Source organism: Pseudomonas sp. GW821-FHT01A09 (assembly GCF_058986725.1).
The window spans coordinates 142,249-158,672 of the sequence record NZ_JBYSWB010000011.1; the positions used below are offsets into that span (position 1 = coordinate 142,249).

At 57.9% G+C, this 16,424-nt stretch carries 16 protein-coding genes, 1 tRNA gene and 3 pseudogenes; 10 read left to right on the plus strand and 10 right to left on the minus strand.

Going from position 1 to position 16,424, the window contains the following annotated elements; all coding sequences use genetic code 11:
* Nucleotide 1: 1 nt before the first annotated feature.
* Entirely contained in the window at nucleotides 2–1,702 is a 1,701-nt protein-coding gene (gene pilB / locus AC3WJP_RS14970; RefSeq protein ID WP_493722494.1) for a type IV-A pilus assembly ATPase PilB, read from the minus strand.
* A 227-nt stretch (nucleotides 1,703–1,929) separates the two neighbouring features.
* Between pilB and AC3WJP_RS14975 the strand changes: the two genes are divergently transcribed.
* The 4 genes from AC3WJP_RS14975 to AC3WJP_RS14990 all read left to right on the plus strand — a co-directional run bounded on the left by AC3WJP_RS14975 (nucleotide 1,930) and on the right by AC3WJP_RS14990 (nucleotide 3,754).
* Nucleotides 1,930–2,331, plus strand: a complete 402-nt coding sequence (locus AC3WJP_RS14975) for a pilin (RefSeq protein ID WP_493722495.1) — start codon at nucleotides 1,930–1,932, stop codon at nucleotides 2,329–2,331.
* Between the two features lie 86 nt (nucleotides 2,332–2,417).
* Nucleotides 2,418–2,834 carry a pilin gene (locus AC3WJP_RS14980; RefSeq protein WP_493722496.1) on the plus strand — a complete coding sequence of 139 codons (417 nt, stop codon included), beginning with the start codon at nucleotides 2,418–2,420 and terminating at the stop codon, nucleotides 2,832–2,834.
* Between the two features lie 68 nt (nucleotides 2,835–2,902).
* Nucleotides 2,903–2,978, plus strand: a tRNA-Thr gene (locus AC3WJP_RS14985).
* A gap of 497 nt (nucleotides 2,979–3,475) precedes the next feature.
* Nucleotides 3,476–3,754, plus strand: a complete 279-nt coding sequence (locus AC3WJP_RS14990; protein WP_493722497.1) for a DUF3077 domain-containing protein — start codon at nucleotides 3,476–3,478, stop codon at nucleotides 3,752–3,754.
* 239 nt (nucleotides 3,755–3,993) lie between these two features.
* Here the strand turns inward: AC3WJP_RS14990 and AC3WJP_RS14995 are convergent, their stop codons facing one another.
* The 4 genes and pseudogenes from AC3WJP_RS14995 to AC3WJP_RS15010 form a co-directional block, all read right to left on the minus strand.
* Nucleotides 3,994–4,305, minus strand: coding sequence for a type II toxin-antitoxin system YafQ family toxin (locus AC3WJP_RS14995; protein ID WP_493722498.1), 312 nt, complete (start codon nucleotides 4,303–4,305; stop codon nucleotides 3,994–3,996).
* On the minus strand, nucleotides 4,262–4,561 hold the full coding sequence (locus AC3WJP_RS15000; protein ID WP_493722499.1) for a type II toxin-antitoxin system RelB/DinJ family antitoxin: 300 nt from the start codon (nucleotides 4,559–4,561) through the stop codon (nucleotides 4,262–4,264). Before AC3WJP_RS15000 ends, AC3WJP_RS14995 begins: the two co-directional genes overlap by 44 nt.
* Before the next feature lie 202 nt (nucleotides 4,562–4,763).
* Nucleotides 4,764–4,913 (minus strand): hypothetical protein, encoded by a 150-nt coding sequence (locus AC3WJP_RS15005; RefSeq protein WP_493722500.1) that lies wholly within the window; start codon nucleotides 4,911–4,913, stop codon nucleotides 4,764–4,766.
* 23 nt (nucleotides 4,914–4,936) lie between these two features.
* A pseudogene (locus AC3WJP_RS15010) lies at nucleotides 4,937–5,098 on the minus strand (methyl-accepting chemotaxis protein); the annotation flags it as partial.
* A gap of 579 nt (nucleotides 5,099–5,677) precedes the next feature.
* Between AC3WJP_RS15010 and AC3WJP_RS15015 the strand changes: the two are divergent.
* The 3 genes and pseudogenes from AC3WJP_RS15015 to AC3WJP_RS15025 form a co-directional block, all read left to right on the plus strand.
* Entirely contained in the window at nucleotides 5,678–6,265 is a 588-nt protein-coding gene (locus AC3WJP_RS15015) for a DUF433 domain-containing protein (protein ID WP_493722528.1), read from the plus strand.
* Nucleotides 6,262–6,669, plus strand: a pseudogene (locus AC3WJP_RS15020) (PIN-like domain-containing protein). The gene AC3WJP_RS15015 and the pseudogene AC3WJP_RS15020 overlap by 4 nt, the downstream one beginning before the upstream one ends.
* 251 nt (nucleotides 6,670–6,920) lie before the next feature.
* Nucleotides 6,921–7,109: pseudogene (locus AC3WJP_RS15025) on the plus strand (transcriptional regulator); the annotation flags it as partial.
* Nucleotides 7,110–7,236: 127 nt separating this feature from the next.
* Here AC3WJP_RS15025 and AC3WJP_RS15030 read toward each other — a convergent pair.
* The gene (locus AC3WJP_RS15030) at nucleotides 7,237–7,719 is read right to left on the minus strand and encodes an OsmC family protein (protein ID WP_493722501.1); all 483 of its coding nucleotides are present in this window, start codon (nucleotides 7,717–7,719) and stop codon (nucleotides 7,237–7,239) included.
* Between the two features lie 106 nt (nucleotides 7,720–7,825).
* Between AC3WJP_RS15030 and AC3WJP_RS15035 the strand changes: the two genes are divergently transcribed.
* Nucleotides 7,826–8,227 carry a cupin domain-containing protein gene (locus AC3WJP_RS15035; RefSeq protein ID WP_493722502.1) on the plus strand — a complete coding sequence of 134 codons (402 nt, stop codon included), beginning with the start codon at nucleotides 7,826–7,828 and terminating at the stop codon, nucleotides 8,225–8,227.
* Nucleotides 8,228–8,662: 435 nt separating this feature from the next.
* Nucleotides 8,663–9,139 carry a hypothetical protein gene (locus AC3WJP_RS15040; RefSeq protein WP_493722503.1) on the plus strand — a complete coding sequence of 159 codons (477 nt, stop codon included), beginning with the start codon at nucleotides 8,663–8,665 and terminating at the stop codon, nucleotides 9,137–9,139.
* A 324-nt stretch (nucleotides 9,140–9,463) separates the two neighbouring features.
* Here the strand turns inward: AC3WJP_RS15040 and AC3WJP_RS15045 are convergent, their stop codons facing one another.
* The 4 genes from AC3WJP_RS15045 to AC3WJP_RS15060 form a co-directional block, all read right to left on the minus strand.
* The gene (locus AC3WJP_RS15045; protein ID WP_493722504.1) at nucleotides 9,464–10,393 is read right to left on the minus strand and encodes a sulfonate ABC transporter substrate-binding protein; all 930 of its coding nucleotides are present in this window, start codon (nucleotides 10,391–10,393) and stop codon (nucleotides 9,464–9,466) included.
* 11 nt (nucleotides 10,394–10,404) lie between these two features.
* Entirely contained in the window at nucleotides 10,405–11,442 is a 1,038-nt protein-coding gene (gene mgrA, locus AC3WJP_RS15050) for an L-glyceraldehyde 3-phosphate reductase (protein WP_493722505.1), read from the minus strand.
* A gap of 8 nt (nucleotides 11,443–11,450) precedes the next feature.
* On the minus strand, nucleotides 11,451–12,782 hold the full coding sequence (locus AC3WJP_RS15055) for an LLM class flavin-dependent oxidoreductase (RefSeq protein ID WP_493722506.1): 1,332 nt from the start codon (nucleotides 12,780–12,782) through the stop codon (nucleotides 11,451–11,453).
* Between the two features lie 142 nt (nucleotides 12,783–12,924).
* Nucleotides 12,925–15,138 (minus strand): TonB-dependent receptor, encoded by a 2,214-nt coding sequence (locus AC3WJP_RS15060; protein WP_493722507.1) that lies wholly within the window; start codon nucleotides 15,136–15,138, stop codon nucleotides 12,925–12,927.
* Nucleotides 15,139–15,373: 235 nt separating this feature from the next.
* On the opposite strand from AC3WJP_RS15060, the gene AC3WJP_RS15065 reads away from it, so the two are divergent.
* A complete protein-coding gene (locus AC3WJP_RS15065; RefSeq protein ID WP_493722508.1) occupies nucleotides 15,374–16,423 on the plus strand; it encodes a LacI family DNA-binding transcriptional regulator in 1,050 nt (349 codons plus the stop codon).
* The last annotated feature ends 1 nt before the right edge of the window (nucleotide 16,424 follow it).

Sequence of the window (16,424 nt, forward strand, 5' to 3'; positions counted from 1 at the left end):
TTTAATCCTTGGTTACCCGGTTGATTTCGGCTAAGCTAGTTACTCCCTGCATTACCTTCGATAGTCCAGAAGAGCGGAGATCTTTGAATCCCTCTCTGCGCATCTGGTCAGCAATTTCGATCGAGTTTGCAGACTCCATAATTAGCCGTTGTAGTGCTTGAGTGTTTTTGACAACTTCATATATTCCTTGTCGCCCCTTGTATCCACCGGTGCATTGTTCGCACCCCACGGGTTCATACACTATGAATGAGCCGATTTTGTCGGCCGGGAATCCCTCTGCTATTAGTGCTTCTCTAGGAATATCTGATGTCTTTTTGCAGTGAGTGCATAGCTTTCTAGTAAGTCGTTGCGCAATGATCAAGTTGACCGATGTAGCGATGTTAAATCCTGCAACACCCATGTTCTGCAACCTGGTCAACGTCTCTGCGGCGCTATTTGTGTGGAGGGTGGAAAGTACCAAGTGACCAGTTTGTGCAGCTTTTATGGCAATCTCGGCGGTTTCCAGATCTCGAATTTCCCCTACCATAATGACGTCAGGGTCTTGGCGTAGAAAAGAGCGTAGAGCTGAGGCAAAGTCCAGGCCTTGACGGTTGTTGACGTTAACCTGGTTAATACCTTCCATGTTTATTTCTACGGGGTCTTCTGCAGTAGAAATATTTATGTCTACCGTATTGAGAATGTTGATGCCTGTGTAGAGGGAAACAGTTTTTCCCGATCCCGTGGGGCCAGTGACCAATATCATGCCTTGGGGCTGGCGTAGTGCTTGAAGGTAGAGTTCTTTCTGTTCCGGTTCATACCCAAGGGCATCAATACCCATCTGCGCACTCGACGGGTCCAGAATACGCATTACGATTTTTTCGCCCCACAAAGTAGGGAGTGTATTGACTCGGAAGTCGATTGCTTTATTTTTGGAAATACGCATTTTGATACGGCCATCTTGCGGTTTCCGACGCTCGGATATATCCAGGCTCGCCATTACTTTCAGGCGTGCCGCAATACGATTAGCCAGATTAATAGGAGGTTTCGCGATTTCCCTCAGCATCCCGTCTGTGCGAAATCTGACTCTATAGGTTTTTTCATATGGTTCGAAATGCAGATCTGAGGAGCCGCCACGGATAGCATCCAATAGCATTTTATTTACAAATCGGACCACTGGCGCGTCGTCTGCGTCTTGGCCCGCAATAGGTTCATTGCGATCGTCGCCGACTGACTCGACATCCATGCCATCGAGATCGACATCTGCCATGTCTTCGAGGCCGGTGGCGCCGTTATCGAAAAATTTTTCTATCGCTTCAGTCAGCTTGTCGTCTTCGACAAGTATCGCTTCTGCAGTCAGACCTGTACTAAACTGAATGTCGTTTATAGCCTGGTGGTTGGTTGGATCGGAGAGGCCGATGAACAGCTTATTGCCTCTGCGCCAGAGTGGAAGTGCATGGTGCTGGCGAATGAGCTTTTCGCTGATGACGCCTTGCGGCTGACTTTCCCTGTCAAGCGTTTTTAGGTCAAGCAAGGAAACGCCGAATTGATCGGCAGCCACTTCCGCCACTTCACGGCTGTTCGCCAGCTTATTTTGGACCAGAAAATGGACGAATGGTGTTTTGGTTCGCTGTGCCTGAGCGAACGCTTGCTGCGCGCTTTTGTCTGTCAGGATCTCCGCGAGCACCAGTTGCTTGGCCAAGCCGGATAAGGCGATATCGTTCATATAGGTACCTAAAACACCGAATTGGGAGAGTTATAGCGTAGTCGAGCTCTGGAGCCAAATCTCCCCGTCAAAGTGACAAAAAACGTCATAAATCTACCTTTTGCGCGTTATGTATGCGCCGAAATTCGTGCAGAGATCGCCTCGTGAGGGGGAGCGAAAAGTGGCATGGAGTTTGCTAAATACAACTCAGGCCTGAGGGCTTCAAAAATCTGACTTCGGAGAAGTATATGAAAGGGCAAAAAGGTTTTACGCTTATCGAACTGATGATCGTGGTTGCAATCATTGGTATCTTGGCCGCTATCGCTATTCCTGCCTACTCGAAGTACCAGGCGCGCGCTAAGACTTCAGCCGGCCTTGCTGAAATTTCGGCTCTGAAAACAAACTTTGAAGATCAACTGAACCAAGGGAATACGCCCGCTACAGTAGCGGATCTTGGCGGTGTTTCCCCAACGCCTAACTGCACAATTACCTTCACCACCGGCGTTACAGGCACTTTAGTTTGCACCTTGGCGAATGCGCCAGCCTCTGTTAGTGGCGGCGTTATTACTCTTACTCGCAACGCATCTACCGGGTGGACTTGCTCCACAAACGCTTCTATCGGTGCAGATTTGAAGCCTAAAGGCTGCTGATGCTGAATCTGTAATTTAACGGTACTGCTGTAGATAAAGCCCCGTATATTAGGGGCTTTATTTTTTGCGATACTGGAGTTTCGATGATGAATCAGCAAAAAGGATTTAATCTCATTGAATTGATGATTGTCGTTGCCATAGTTGGGGTGCTGGCTGCAATCGCTATACCCTCTTATTCCAAATATTTGGCAAAAGCGAAAGTAGTTGCGGGGGTTGAGGAGACCTCGTCGCTCACGAAGGTATTCGAAGTTAACCTGAGCCAGGGTTATAGTATATCCGGTCCTAGTGATATAGGGGGCCCTTCCAGTAGCGCAAACTGTAATCCTGTGACCGCATCTTATGATTCTGTAAGTGGTATTGGGTCCGTTGGATGTACGTTAATTAATGCTCCTGCAAGTGTCTCAGGCCAAGTCATAACGTGGACGCGTAACGCGTCAGGGGCTTGGGCTTGTTCTACCACAGCGTCTTTAGTTTATGCTCCAATGAGTTGCCCGGGATCATAGATGTAGTTATGTCTAAAATCTGCCGTTGCGGCACGCGATTTGTAATGTTATTTTGCGTGGTACGAAAAGCCGGTGTAGCTCAGTCGGTAGAGCAGCGCACTCGTAACGCGAAGGTCGTAGGTTCGATTCCTATCTCCGGCACCATTTCCCTTCTCCTGCATCCCCAGCCGCTCAGTGCGGTTTTTTTGCGTCCTGATTTTTACTCGAATACTACCGCCCGACATGCCCCGCAACGTGTCTGCAGATCAAGGCCATTGCAGCCCTCCCTGATGCTCGGTATCGTTCGCCCCGTCGCTGCACATTCAGCGACCGGGTTTGACGGCCCGATCAACTCTAGGCGCACAGGCGCCCCCATGACGATTGCAGGCGCTTTTTTGTGCCTGCACATTTTGTTATGGCGGCTGTGCGTGGGAGACCTTCGGGTCTGCCGGGTTCCTAGAGTTCCGGTCCGTCAACCTGCGCACAGTTGCCACCCTCATTCGTTTGACGGCGAACCGTGGCAGCTCCTCAACTCTAGGAGTTACACCAATGCCTATTATCGTATTGCCCAATTTTCGAGCCCGCCGGCCTGATAACCTCTCGTATGAGTGTCTCCGCTCACCGGCCACTCTGCGTCCAACGCCGAGCCACGGAGATGCCCAATGAAAAAACCATTGGTCACGAGAGAGCAAAAATTTTCAGACTACGGGTCAGATGGCGAAAAGGACTATGTATTCGCCGTAAACGCGGGAGTAAACGGTGATCGTGCGCTCCACCAAGCGTCCGACCTGATCGCGAGTGCCTTGGAGGCAGTAAAGGATGCCGCCATGGGCAAGCCCCTCCAGGACAATCAAGCATGGCTGGTGCACCACTCGCTCACCAGCGCCAAAGCGGTCGTCGATGCACTCAGTGCCACGTATCAATTCGATGACGGGAAGTAAGACGCGCCTTGCACTAAGCAAGTGCTGACGCAGGTGCTAGGTGACCGCTGTGTTCAGAAGCTCAGCGATCACTTCACCGCCAATCACAAGCGCTTGGTGACGCCTTCGTAAACCTCGTCGTTACGGCGAGGGTCTACGCTGCAACCGGTTGAAGTAGTCCATTGCGTGTCCGCTCATAGCTGCCTTTCTCTTTTGCGAAAAAAGCGGGCTACTACCCAGCAGCGCGCGGCCTGGGGGCCCTAACCAAATAGCTCGCTGTGAGAGCCTAGATCAACAAAAATAAGTAGGTGGCCATCATCTTGGTAGACCAGAAGAAAATCGCCGCCGATGTGGCATTCGCGAGAACCTTCCCAGTTTCCGCGTAGCTCGTGATCAAGATACTCCGCAGGTAGCGGCTTGCCCGCGAAAAGCAGGGACATGACCGTGATGGCTTCATTCATGTCCCTCATTCCTGCCCGCTCATAGCGCTTCCAGGATTTTTTAAAGTCAGGCGTGTACGCGACGCTCCTAGGTATTGCGGCCCGCTTTTGCTTCTTCTCCTGCTTCGCCATTCAAGTCCTCTAGCATCTCTTCCATCGAATAGAACTGACCGCGAATTTCGCGAGCTTGAGCAAGCGCTCGTGCGGTTTTCTCGCTAGGGACTTTTACCTCAAAGGGCAGTCCCTGGACGGCTACAACCTGGCGGAGGAAAAGGCGCATCGCGTCACTGATGCTGAGGCCGCAGCTCTGGAGTACCGCCGTGGCGCTCTCCTTCAAATCCTCCTCGATGCGACAGCGCACGTCAGTGGTCTTAAGTACGCCAGCCATAGTATTACCTCTTTCAAAAATGTAGCTACGTTGTGGTAACGTGCTTGCAATACTAAATGCTTGCTCAAATTTGATCAAGCAGACGCTATACGGCCTGACTAGCGGTTGCTTGATAAGCGATAGCAAAGCTGGATAGCCAACGGCCTGTGGCCTGTGGCGTGTGGCGTGTTGGTTCGGCTCGGGTCACTACTGAACATCGTTTTCATGGCAGTGGGGGATGGCAGAGGTCCGACTTGATCCCCAACGCCTTCTGCGCCAGCTCAGCCAATTCCAGTGTCTGCTCGGTCACGTTGCTGCTATCCAGCATAGTATTCACATTGCTGGCGGTACTGGCCTGAATACTGCCAATCATCTGTTCAATCTCTTGCGTTGACTGCGCCGTTGGCCTTTCATGGCGATGCTGCGCGATTCCTGGGACAGCTCCGAGGTGGAAGAGGCATTGCGCGTGACTTGCTCGATGGCGGTGGTCATCTCGGTCACGGCGTTGGCCGCCTGTTCTATTTCTCCATGTTGCTGTTGCAAGCCGCGGCTACCCTCTGCCAGCGGCGATCACTTCAAGCAAATCCCCGCCGCGCCGATAGTAGGGATACTGCATTTCGAAGGGCACGGAGGCTTTATGAAGAAGGTAGCTATCGCAGTAATGGTCGTGCTGATCTCGATGGTTTCGGTATCTGCATCGGCTTGCCCGAAGGGAACCCATCCGGTGGGCGGTACAGGTTCTCATCATAAGGGTGGGACTTGTAAGTAATGAAAGCCCGGCATTGAGCCGGGCTTCTTGTTTGCGGCGGCAGCGGTTGAGGGCGACGTTTACCGTTTGTTCACTCGCCGTAGTCGTAGTTGCAAAGGTGGTCAGCGCTTCGGTGATGACTGATTTCCCGCGCTTGCACGAATAGCGGAAGTACCTTGTAGGAAACGAGAGTTTTTTATCCAAACGCCCGCCAACGGTTGATCGAACCTGTGCGAGCGCCCAAAATCGGCGTCAGTTTTGAACTCACGCAAAGGGGAGGGCCGATGACTAATACCGAATCACCAAGCCGTCTCCTAAGCGTAGGCCTCTACACCCCCAGGGAAGCATCGCTCTACACCGGTATTCCCGCAAAAGACATTCGCCGCTGGATCTTCGGGTACAGCGCGCAGGGCGTTGATCACCCCGGATTGTGGATACCTGAACTGACATTTCTGGATGAGCAGGTGCTGGGGTTCCACGATCTGCTTGAGATCAGATTCGTCCATGCGTTCCGGCAACATGACGTTAGTCTCCAGGCCATTCGAAGCGCCTCCAGACAAGCCCGGGAGCTGTTCGCGCAAGATTATCCATTCACCTGCAAGCGGTTCCAAACGGATGGCCGTAATATTTTTGCTACGGTTCTGGATGAAACGGGCGATGAAGCGTTGCTCGATCTGGTCCGGCGGCAGTGGGCGTTCAAGCAGGTGATCAAGCCTTCTCTCCATGAAGGTATTGATTACGCGAGTGAGGGCGCCGCACAACGTTGGTATCCGCAGAAACGTAGTAAAGCCATAGTGCTGGACCCTGCTCGAAACTTCGGCAAACCCATCGTTACCGCTATTGGCATAGATACCTCGACGATCTACCAGGCCTATCAGGCTGAAGGTCAGGACGCCAGGCGAGTTGCCACAATATTCGAGATTGCAATCTCATCGGTGGATGCCGCTGTCGCGTTTGAGCTAAGGGTCGCGGCTTGAATTTTTTGATCGACAATAATCTCCCACCTGCTCTTGCGAGGGCCCTCCATGAGCTCTGTAAAGCGGATGGTTACCGAGTGGTCCCGTTACGAGATAAGTTCGATCGGGCTGATAGCGATATCAACTGGGTTTCACAGCTTCGTTCAGAAGGCGGATGGGCTGTTGTGTCTCAAGACAAATTCACCAAAGGCGAGTTTGAGAAAAAGGCCTTTTGAGAGAGTGGACTGCCCATATTCTGTTTGGCGAAACAGTGGGGGCAGGCTTCCTACTGGCACAAGGCGGAGAATCTCGTGAAGTGGTGGCCTGCGATCGTGGAGCAGTCCGAACGAATTAGTGGCGGGGCGGCGTTCCGAGTCGTATGGCGGTTCACCACTCCTGGAAAATTTGAACAACTGAAAATCTGACCCCGGAACGCTTCGATTTCCGCATCACCAACTATCTCAGGATCGTCATCGTGCAAAGAGCGACAGATGCAGTCGGTCCCCCGGGCAGCAGCGGCCTCAAAGAGGGAAGGACGGGGTCGACGCGATCAACCATTGTTCCTCCCCAGAAGAGGAAACAATCCATGCCATTTCTATCTCGAATTGCTGACGCGCCCTTGATAGTTCCCGAAAAGGGACCTATCGTTCCCTTTTTGGGACTTATCGAGCCAGTCATGTCCTCCCTGCCATTAAGTGATGCGCTGTTTTCAGCTACCCAGCAAAAAATCCTTGCGCTGCTGTTCGGCAAGCCGGAAAAAAGCTACTACGGCAACGAAATTGCCCGCTGGGCGAATGTAGGCAAAGGCAGTGTCATGCGCGAGCTGGATCGCCTGCAGCGATCCGGGATATTGACGGTGAGCCGCTAAGGTAACTAGGTCCACTATCGAGCCAATCCAATGATCGATGGGCTCATTCAGTCGGCCTGAACATAAGCCAACGGTTCTGAGGTGGTTTCAACGATCTCACCTGCGGCCATCTGACGATGGCCGTTCAGGCAGGCTGAGCCAATACGATGTCCGCCTCATGCCCCACCGCAAAATTCACCGACCGCGCGATAAAGCACTTCTCATGCGCCACCCCATGCAGCGCCTTCGCCTTGTCGACATCCGACCCCGGCGCCAGCACTACCCTGGGCTTGAGCACCACCGAGGTAAATTGCCCCGCGCCATCACGCTCTTCGACCATCGTCCCTTCGGCATGATCCTCATATTCCACCACCACGACCCCGGCCTCGGCGCACAACCCGAGATACCACAGCTTGTGGCAGGCCGATAACGACGCCAGCAGCAGCTCCTCCGGATTCCAGCGCGCCGGATCGCCGCGAAAGCTGGGGTCGGACGAACCCTCGATCGGCGCCTTGCCCGCCGCCTTGATCTCGTGTGCCCGGCTGTAGCCGCGATACGTGGCGGTGCCGGTGCCCTGGTTGCCGGTCCAGATGACTTGAACCTGGTAGTGGTGTTCTTTGTTGGCCATGGATCCTCCCTGTGGTGGCTACTGACGAGTAACAAGCTGTTGCCATGATGATTGCAGGCGATATCCTGCCTGATTCTCTCGGCCGTTATCAAAGAAAGGAAACACCATGGAACTGGGTCGCCACATCAAAGCCTGTGCTGTCCTGGCAATCATCGCCGCCATGGCGGGTTGCGCCACACCGACCAGCGCGCCGTCCAAGGGCTCGCGCACGACGCTGCAGCACGTCGCCTACCCCAGCGGCTACGAGGTCAACGTGATCCGTATCGTACTGCCGGCCAACACCAACTCGCCGCACCACACCCACCCCGGGCTGGAGTCCGGTTATGTGGTCCGTGGCTCGGTGACGGTGGCGATCGATGGCCAGCCGGAGCATGTTCTGCACGCCGGCGACACCTTCGAAACCCCGGCCAATGCGCCGCATATCGTCAAGAATGGGCCGCAGGAGACGGAAATCGTTTCGACCTATATCACTGAGGTGGGCAAGCCAATGACGCAGGTGATTCAGTAAGGTCTGTGCGCCACTTCGAAGTTGGGTGAAATATCGAGCGGCACTCAATCAGTGGAGCGAGGCTTGGTGTATCGGGATAATCGATCTTGTCACCAGAACGCTGGCAGAAGTCAGTCACGGTCTATCCAGCAGCGTAGATAGTGCGAAGCAAGCTCCGCTGCGCTTTGCATCAAGCCGCCATCTGGCGGCTTTGTTGTTTCTGGCAACGCTATAAGACTGATCACACGTTCTGCTTGGAGCGACTAGGCGTTAATTTTTATGTTTCTCCAAGTTGCAGAAAGAGATTGGCGGCTGAGCCTGGATTGTTGCAAAAGCCCCATCTAGACAGCCTCTTGCTGGTGGGCTGTCAGCTCTGAAGAGATAAATGCAGCAGCGCTTTGCAGGCCAAATTCAAGCAGCGAGACGTTAAAATCTCCAACAGAGACAGGAGATAACGTGTCCGACATCCTTAGCCATAAGACCAACAAGCTGATCGAACACCCGAACGGCGGAATGGTGTTCGGAATTGTCCCGGCGATCCACCGACTTGCGCTTGACCAGGGCCATATCTACTTGAGGGTGGGAATACACCGAGTGCACCGAGGGCAGGCAGCAGTCGGTTTCGGCTTAAGGCATATATGGGAAGGTAAAAAGCAGGAGCTGAAAAAGCGCGGATTGCTAGCGGCGGGTGAGATCCCTCGATTCATTACCACTTTGATAAAGAAAGGAACCGAGATTTATCACGATCCGGATCACCCGCGAGCCAGCATGAAGCGTATTACCCTACTGAGAACGGTGGATGGGACTCTGTTGTTGGAGCCTCGGCAATCAGATAGGTATTTGGGCTTTCATTACCAGATAATCACTTGGACGCCACGTGCTTTGCCCAAGGGAATAAAGGTGGGTGTCATCGAGCTTGAGCCAAGCCAATAAAAAAAGCGACCCTGAGGCCGCCTTTGATATTTTTGAGGGTAGTCGCAGCGATTCTTTAGCTTCGAGACTCGTTTCCGTGTCTCTTGGATCAGAACCCAACCAAATCAACGGCCTCTCGACCTATCGGTTGTCCCTACGTCAGTGAGAACCAGTTTCACTGCTGCCTAAGGTTCAGGGGGCCATTACTGGAAAGCCAAGCCCGAAAATGCGCAGTTGCAGACCTCGCGCCTAGTTTTGGGCAACCGAGTTGCTATGTCAACCCAAAAGGCTTTACATCTCGATGGTACGTTGCAGCTTGCTACGCCTTTGTGGGCACTCAACCCCTCACTTCCAAACCACATCCCCCACCACAATCTTCTTCGGCAACAACCCGTTCCCGTAAAACAGATCCGCCGTGGCCTGCTGCGCCTTCACCACCCCGTCGTCGATTGGCAGGATCGGCGAAGGCGGGCGGTTATCCACGTACCGTTCGATAATCCCCTGCGGCAGGCCCATCGATTGCGTCAGCAGCTGGATGCTTTCGTCCCGCTGACTGCGCGTCAGTGCCTCGGCCGCGGTCAATTCCCCCAGCAGTGCATGGACAAAATCGCCATAGTCCTGCGCATAAGCCCGCCGCGCCGTATAGATCGGCCCGGACAACCCCAGCCCTGTGCCATCGGCCAGCAACCGCGCATGCCCCTCGCTCAGCGCCAGCGACGCATACGGGTCCCAGATCGCCCAGGCATCCACGCTGCCTTGCTCGAACGCTGCGCGGGCATCGGCGGGGGTGAGGTACACCGGCTGAATGTCCTTGTAGCTCAGCCCAGCCTTGTTCAGCGCACGCAGCACCAGGTTATGGGAGCTGGAGCCTTTCTGGAACGCAACCTTCTTGCCCTTCAGCGCCGCCACGTCCTGCAGCGGGCTGTCGTTGCGCACCAGGATGTTCTCCGCCTGCGGCTTGGCCGGTTCGGCGCCGATATACACCAGGTCAGCCCCGGCAGCCTGGGCGAACAGCGGTGGGATATCGCCGGTCGAGCCGACATCCAGCGCGCCGACGTTCAGAGCTTCGAGCATCTGCGGCCCAGCGGGGAATTCCACCCACTTGACCTGGGTATGGGGGAAGCGTTTTTCCAGCAGGCCATGTTCCTTGGCCAGCACCAGCGCGATCGAACCCTTCTGATAACCGATGCGCAGGGTGGCGGGGTCGGCGGCCCAGGCGCTGAGGGTGAAGGCCAGCGCAAGCACGCTGGCGACTGCTTTGACGACGATGTTCATGAAGCTCTCACTTACTCAGCGCTGGAAGGTTTTTCCCACAGATTGATACCGCCCTCGACCGCAAAGCGATCGATTTCAGCCAGCTCTTCGGTACTGAAGGCCAGGTTGTTCAAGGCGCCGACGTTCTCGATGATTTGCTCCGGGCGGCTGGCGCCGATCAGTGCCGAGGTCACCCGCGGGTCGCGCAGGGTCCAGGCCAGGGCCATTTGCGCCAGGCTCTGGCCGCGGCGTTGGGCGATGTCGTTGAGGGCGCGCACGTGGGCGAGGTTGGCGTCGGACAGGTGATCGGCTTTCAGCGAGCCGCCGCCGGGACGATTGACGCGAGCGTCGGTAGGCGTGCCGTTGAGGTACTTGTCGGTGAGCAGGCCTTGGGCCAGGGCGGTGAAGGCGATGACGCCGGCGCCGAGCGCTTCGGTAGCCTCGAGCAGGTCTTTTTCCACCCAGCGGTTGAGCAGGTTGTAGGCCGGCTGGTGAATCAGCAGCGGAATTTTCCACTCGCGCAGCAGGGCGGCGATCTCGCGGGTCTTGCTGCCGGAGTAGGAGGAAATCCCGATGTACAGCGCCTTGCCCTGCTGCACGGCGGTGGCCAGGGCGCTGGCGGTTTCTTCCAGCGGGGTGAGCGGGTCGAAGCGGTGCGAATAGAAGATGTCGACGTAGTCGAGGCCCAGGCGCTTGAGGCTCTGATCGAGGCTGGCCAGCACGTATTTGCGCGAGCCGCCGCCCTGGCCGTAGGGGCCGGGCCACATGTCCCAGCCGGCCTTGGTGGAAATGATCAGTTCGTCACGGTACTGGCTGAAGTCTTCTTGCAGCAGGCGGCCGAAGTTGCTCTCGGCGCTGCCGTAGGGCGGGCCGTAGTTGTTGGCGAGGTCGAAGTGGTTGATGCCTAGGTCGAAGGCGGTGCGCAGCATGGCGCGCTGGGTGTCGATGGGCGTACTGTCGCCGAAGTTGTGCCACAGCCCGAGGGACAGCGCCGGCAGCACCAGGCCGCTGCGGCCAACGGCGCGGTAGGGCATGTTCTCGTAGCGGTTTTCGGCAGCGATATAGGTCATGGGGCAGATTACCTGTTGGCAGTGAAAGAAGGCCGCGCGAGGCCAAGGTGGTCGCGCAGCGTGGTGCCAGTGTAGTCATGACGGAATATTCCGCGCCGCTGCAGTTGCGGGATGACGTGGCGGGCGACGTCTTCGAGGCCACCGGGCAGGTGCGGCACCAGAATATTGAAGCCGTCTGCGCCATGGCCTTCGAACCAGGCTTGCATCTGCTCGGCAATGTCGTGGGCGGTACCGATCAGGCTGTAATGGCCGCGGCCGCCGGCGATCTTGCGGCCCAGCTGGGCGAGGGTGAGATTTTCGTCCCGGGACAGTTTGGTCAACAGGTGTTGTCGGCTTTGTTGACCGCTGTCGGTAAGCGGCAGCTCGGGCAGCGGCTGATCCAGCGGGTAGCCGGACAGGTCGAAATTGCCGAGCATGCGCCCGAGCAGGGCGACGCCGACTTGCGGCTCGACGAGGTCCTGGAACTGCTCGAACTTCTCCACGGCCTGGGCGGTGCTGTCGCCCACCACCACGAACACCCCTGGCATGATTTTCAAGGCGTCGGGGTCACGCCCGAAGCGCGTCATGCGGCCTTTCAGATCGCGATAGAAGGCCTGGGCGGCGGCCAGCGAGGTTTGCGCGGTGAACACCACCTCGGCGGTTTCGGCCGCCAGTTCCAGGCCGACCTCCGAAGACCCGGCCTGCACCACCACCGGCCGACCTTGCGGCGAGCGGGCGACGTTGAGCGGGCCCTTGACCTTGAAATGCTCGCCCTGGTGATCGAGCACGTGCAGTTTGGCCGGGTGGTAATACTGGCCGCTGGCTTTGTCGCGGACAAAAGCGTCGTCTTCCCAGCTGTCCCACAGGCCGGTCACTACCTGATGGAATTCCCGCGCCCGGGCGTAGCGCTCGGCATGGCCGACGTGGCTGTCGCGGCCGAAGTTGAGGGCCTCCGCGGCGGCATCCGAGGTCACCAGGTTCCAGCCCGCGCGGCCGCTGGACAGGTGGTCCAGCGAGGCGAACTTGCGCGCGACATGGTAGGGCTCGTTGTAGGTGGTGGTCGCGGTGGCGATCAGGCCGATGCGCTCGGTGACCGCGCTCAGGGCCGAGAGCAGGGTCAGCGGCTCGAAGTAGTCGGAGCGAGCCATGTGGCTGGCGATATCACCGGTGGCGGCGGCGATGCTGTCGGCGATGAAGATCGCGTCGAACTTCGCTGCCTCGGCGACTTGCGCCAGGTGCTTGTAATGCTTGAAGTCCAGGCCGGCGTTGGCCGGGACTTCAGGATGCCGCCAGGCCGCGACGTGGTGCCCGGTAGCCATGAGGAAGGCGCCGAGCTTGAGTTGTCGTGTTGCGGTGGTCATGTGCTGTCCTTAAAAAATATCGGGCTCCCCCTGTAGCGAGGGGGCTTGCCCCCGATAGCGGTAGTTCAGCCATATCTTCTGCGGCTGACATAGCTCAATCGGGGGCAAGCCCCCTCGCTACAGGTGTTTGCGGTTTTGTTTGTCAAAAATCCTTGCGCAACTGCACCCCGAAATACCGCTGATCATCCCGCGGCACCGCCCGATAGATATACCCCGTACCACTGGCCAGCAGCGGCGAATAGGACTTGTCGGTCAGGTTCTTGGCCAGCAACGCCACGCGCCAGCCATTGTTGTAGTCGGCCAATGCCACGCTGGCATTCCAGATGCCGTAGGCGCCCTGTTTGGTGTCGGGGTTCTGGCTGATGTCGTACTGCACTTCGCTCTGCCAGTTGTAATCGGTGCCGAGCTCCACATCCAGGCCGTTGTCCAGCGGGATGCTGTAGTCGGCGCGCACGTAGCTCTTCCAGTCCGGGCTGAAGGGCAGGGTCTTGCCGTTGACGTTGCACGACGCCGCCGCGCCCACCGGGCAGGAGAAGTCGTCGATGCGCGCGCGGGTGTACGCGAAGGCCCCGGACAGCTTCAGGTTGCGCGTTGCCTGCAAGGCGTAGTCGGCCTCGACGCCTTCGGTGCTGACGCTGCCGGCGTTGATCAGACGGGTCACTACCTGACCGGCCACGGTGTCGTAGAAGTTGGCCTGGTAGTTGTCGTATTCGCTGTGGAACACCGCCAGGTTGGTGGTCAGGCGATTGTCGAAGCTGGTGGCCTTGAGGCCCAGCTCCCAGTTGTTGGACGTCTCCGGCTTGAGCGCGCCGGTGTCGCGCGGCTGCATGTTGAAGAACACGTTGTACGCCGGGCCCTTGTAGCCGCGCGAGTAGGTCAGGTAGGCCATGACGTTGTCGGTCAGGTCGAACTGCGCACCCAAGCGCCCGGACCAGCCGTCTTCGTCCACCGAACCCGAGCTGCTGGTGCTCGGCTGAATGCCGCTGACGGTGGTGGCCGAGGTCGACACCCGGCGGTGATCGTACTCGAGCTGGTCGTGGGTCCAGCGCAAGCCGGCGATGCCGCGCAGGCGCGAGGTGAAGTTGAGGGTGGTCTCGCCAAACGCCGAGTAGCTGTCGCTGGTGGTGCTGTAGTTGGCCACGCCGTTGGTATTGCCGGTGGTGGTGCGCAAGGTGCGGCGGTAGGTTTCGTCATCCTTGCCGTGCATATAGAACAGGCCGCCGACGTATTCGAGGAATTGCCCCTTGGGCGACGCCAGGCGCAGCTCTTGCGAGTACTGGTCGTAACTGAGGTCGCCCTTGTCCTCGGTGCCGGGGAACGCCGCGCTGATGGTCGAAAGGCGATCGCCGTCCTGCCACTGGGTGTTGTCCCAGCCGCGCCAGGCGGTGATCGAGGTCAGGGTGTAATCGCCCAGGTTCCAGTCGAGCTGGGCGGACAGGCCCTTGTTGATGTCCTCGACGTGGCTGCGGTAGTCGCTGACGATGTGGCGGTTGTCGTGGCTGGCGGTCACCGGCGATAACGCGGTGGCGAAGGCCGGGGTCAGCGCCTGGCTGATCACGCCGTTGGGCGCATCGCTGTGGTTCTGCATGTAGTCGCCGATCAGGGTCAGCTTGACGTCTTCGTTAGGGGTGAACTCCAGCTTGCCGCGCAGGCCCTTGCGGTTGTAGCCGTTGACTTCCTGGCCGTTGGCCTTGTTGTCGACGTTGCCGTCGTAGCTGCCCACCAGCCCGGTCAGCGAGCCCCTGAGCACATCAGGCACCAGGGTGCCGCCGATGCCAAAGCGCGTGCGGCTTTCGGTGCCGGTGTAGAACGACTGATCGATGTAACCGTGGGTTTCGGCGCTGGGCGCCTTGGTGATGACGTTGAGCACGCCGGCCGAGGCGTTCTTGCCGAACAGCGTGCCTTGGGGGCCGCGCAGCACTTCGATACGCTCCAGATCCAGCAGGTCGAGGGTGGCCTGGCCCGGGCGTCCATAGACCACGCCATCGACCACGGTCGCCACAGTAGGCTCGACGCCGGGGGAAGTGGAGATGGTGCCGACGCCGCGGATGAACAGCGAAGTGTCTTTGTTCGAGGCGTTGGTGCGAAAATTCAGGGTCGGTATCTGTTGGGCGATGGTGGCAATATCGGTACGGTTGTCGCGCTCCAGTTGCTCGCCGTCGACCACGGTGACGGCTACGGGGACTTTCTGCAGCGATTCCTCGCGGCGGGTGGCGGTCACGGTGACGGCCTGCAGCTCCACGGATTGACCGCTGCTGTCGGCGCCGTAGCTGGGCGCGCCGACCAGCGCCAATGCGGCCGCGATGGCCTGGGCCAAGTGCGCGGGTTTGAGTGTTTCCCCGAAGTGTTGATGCATGGTTGGTGCTCGCGTGTGTGAATGCCGGGCTGCTACGGTTCTGCGACCGCTGCAGCAATACAGTGCTGGGGATGCAGTGCTGGAGAGTGTTCGGCGGCATTCGCTCATGCGAGTAGCAAGCGATAAAACACTTCGTTAGCGCTAACGGTGCAAGTATCATCAACTCCCGGATAGATCGTCAAATAATCAAAAATTACCTTCTTATGTCTTTTTCAATGATCGCAGGAGTATCCCTTTGAGCGACTCCAAGGGCCCGACGCGCAGCAAGCGGCGTTCGGCCGGGCGTACTACCCTGGCAGCCGTGGCCGCGCACCTGGGCGTATCGACGATGATGATCTCGCGCTATTTCAATCAGCCCGATCAGGTCTCGCCCGAGCAGCGCGAGAAGATCGCCGCGGCGGTGGCCGAGCTCGGTTACGTGCCCAATCTGGTGGCCGGCGGCCTGGCCTCGGCGCGCGGGCGTATCGTCGGCATGGTGGTGCCGAACATCTCCGGGCCGATCTTCGCCAATACCCTGCAGGGCTTCAGCGATACTCTCAGTCGCCACGGCTACCAGACGCTGCTGGCGTCCAGTTACTTCGATGAGCAAAAAGAAGAGAGCGCAGTGCGGGCCTTTCTCGGCTGGTCGCCGGCGGCCTTGGTGGTGACCGGCCACTTTCATTCACCCACCACGGAAAAGATGCTCGCCCAGGCAGACATCCCACTGATCGAAACCTGGGACTATCAACCGGATAGGGCGCCGGTACAGATCGGCTTCTCGCACCATGAGGTGGGGATCCAGAGCGCCCGCTACCTGTTCGGCAAAGGCTATCGACGCATTGCCTATGTGCTCAACAGCGCCCCGGGCGACCTCAGTGCCTTGGAGCGCTGCGAAGGCTATGCCGCGACCGTGACCGACTTGGGCCTGACCCCACAGGTGTTCACACCTGATGCGACCAACCCGCCATTCGAAGCCGGCAAGCAAGCGATGCAGGCATTGATGGCCAGCGCCGAGCCGCCGGACGCGATCATTTTTGCCAACGACAACCTTGCCGCCGGTGGTTTGCTGGCGGGGCAACGTGCAGGTCTGAGCATTCCCCGGGATTGCGCGATCCTCGGCTTTGGTGACTTTCCCTTCGCGCAGATGCTGATGCCCAGCCTCAGCACGCTCAAGCCGCCAGCGCTGGAAATCGGCGTGCTGGCGGCGACGCGGGTACTGGAAAGCCTGGGCGTGCTGGCTCTCGAGGGCGAGGTGCAGCGCCTTAATCTGCTGGGCTGCGAGGTGATCGAGCGGGAGAGCAGCTGAG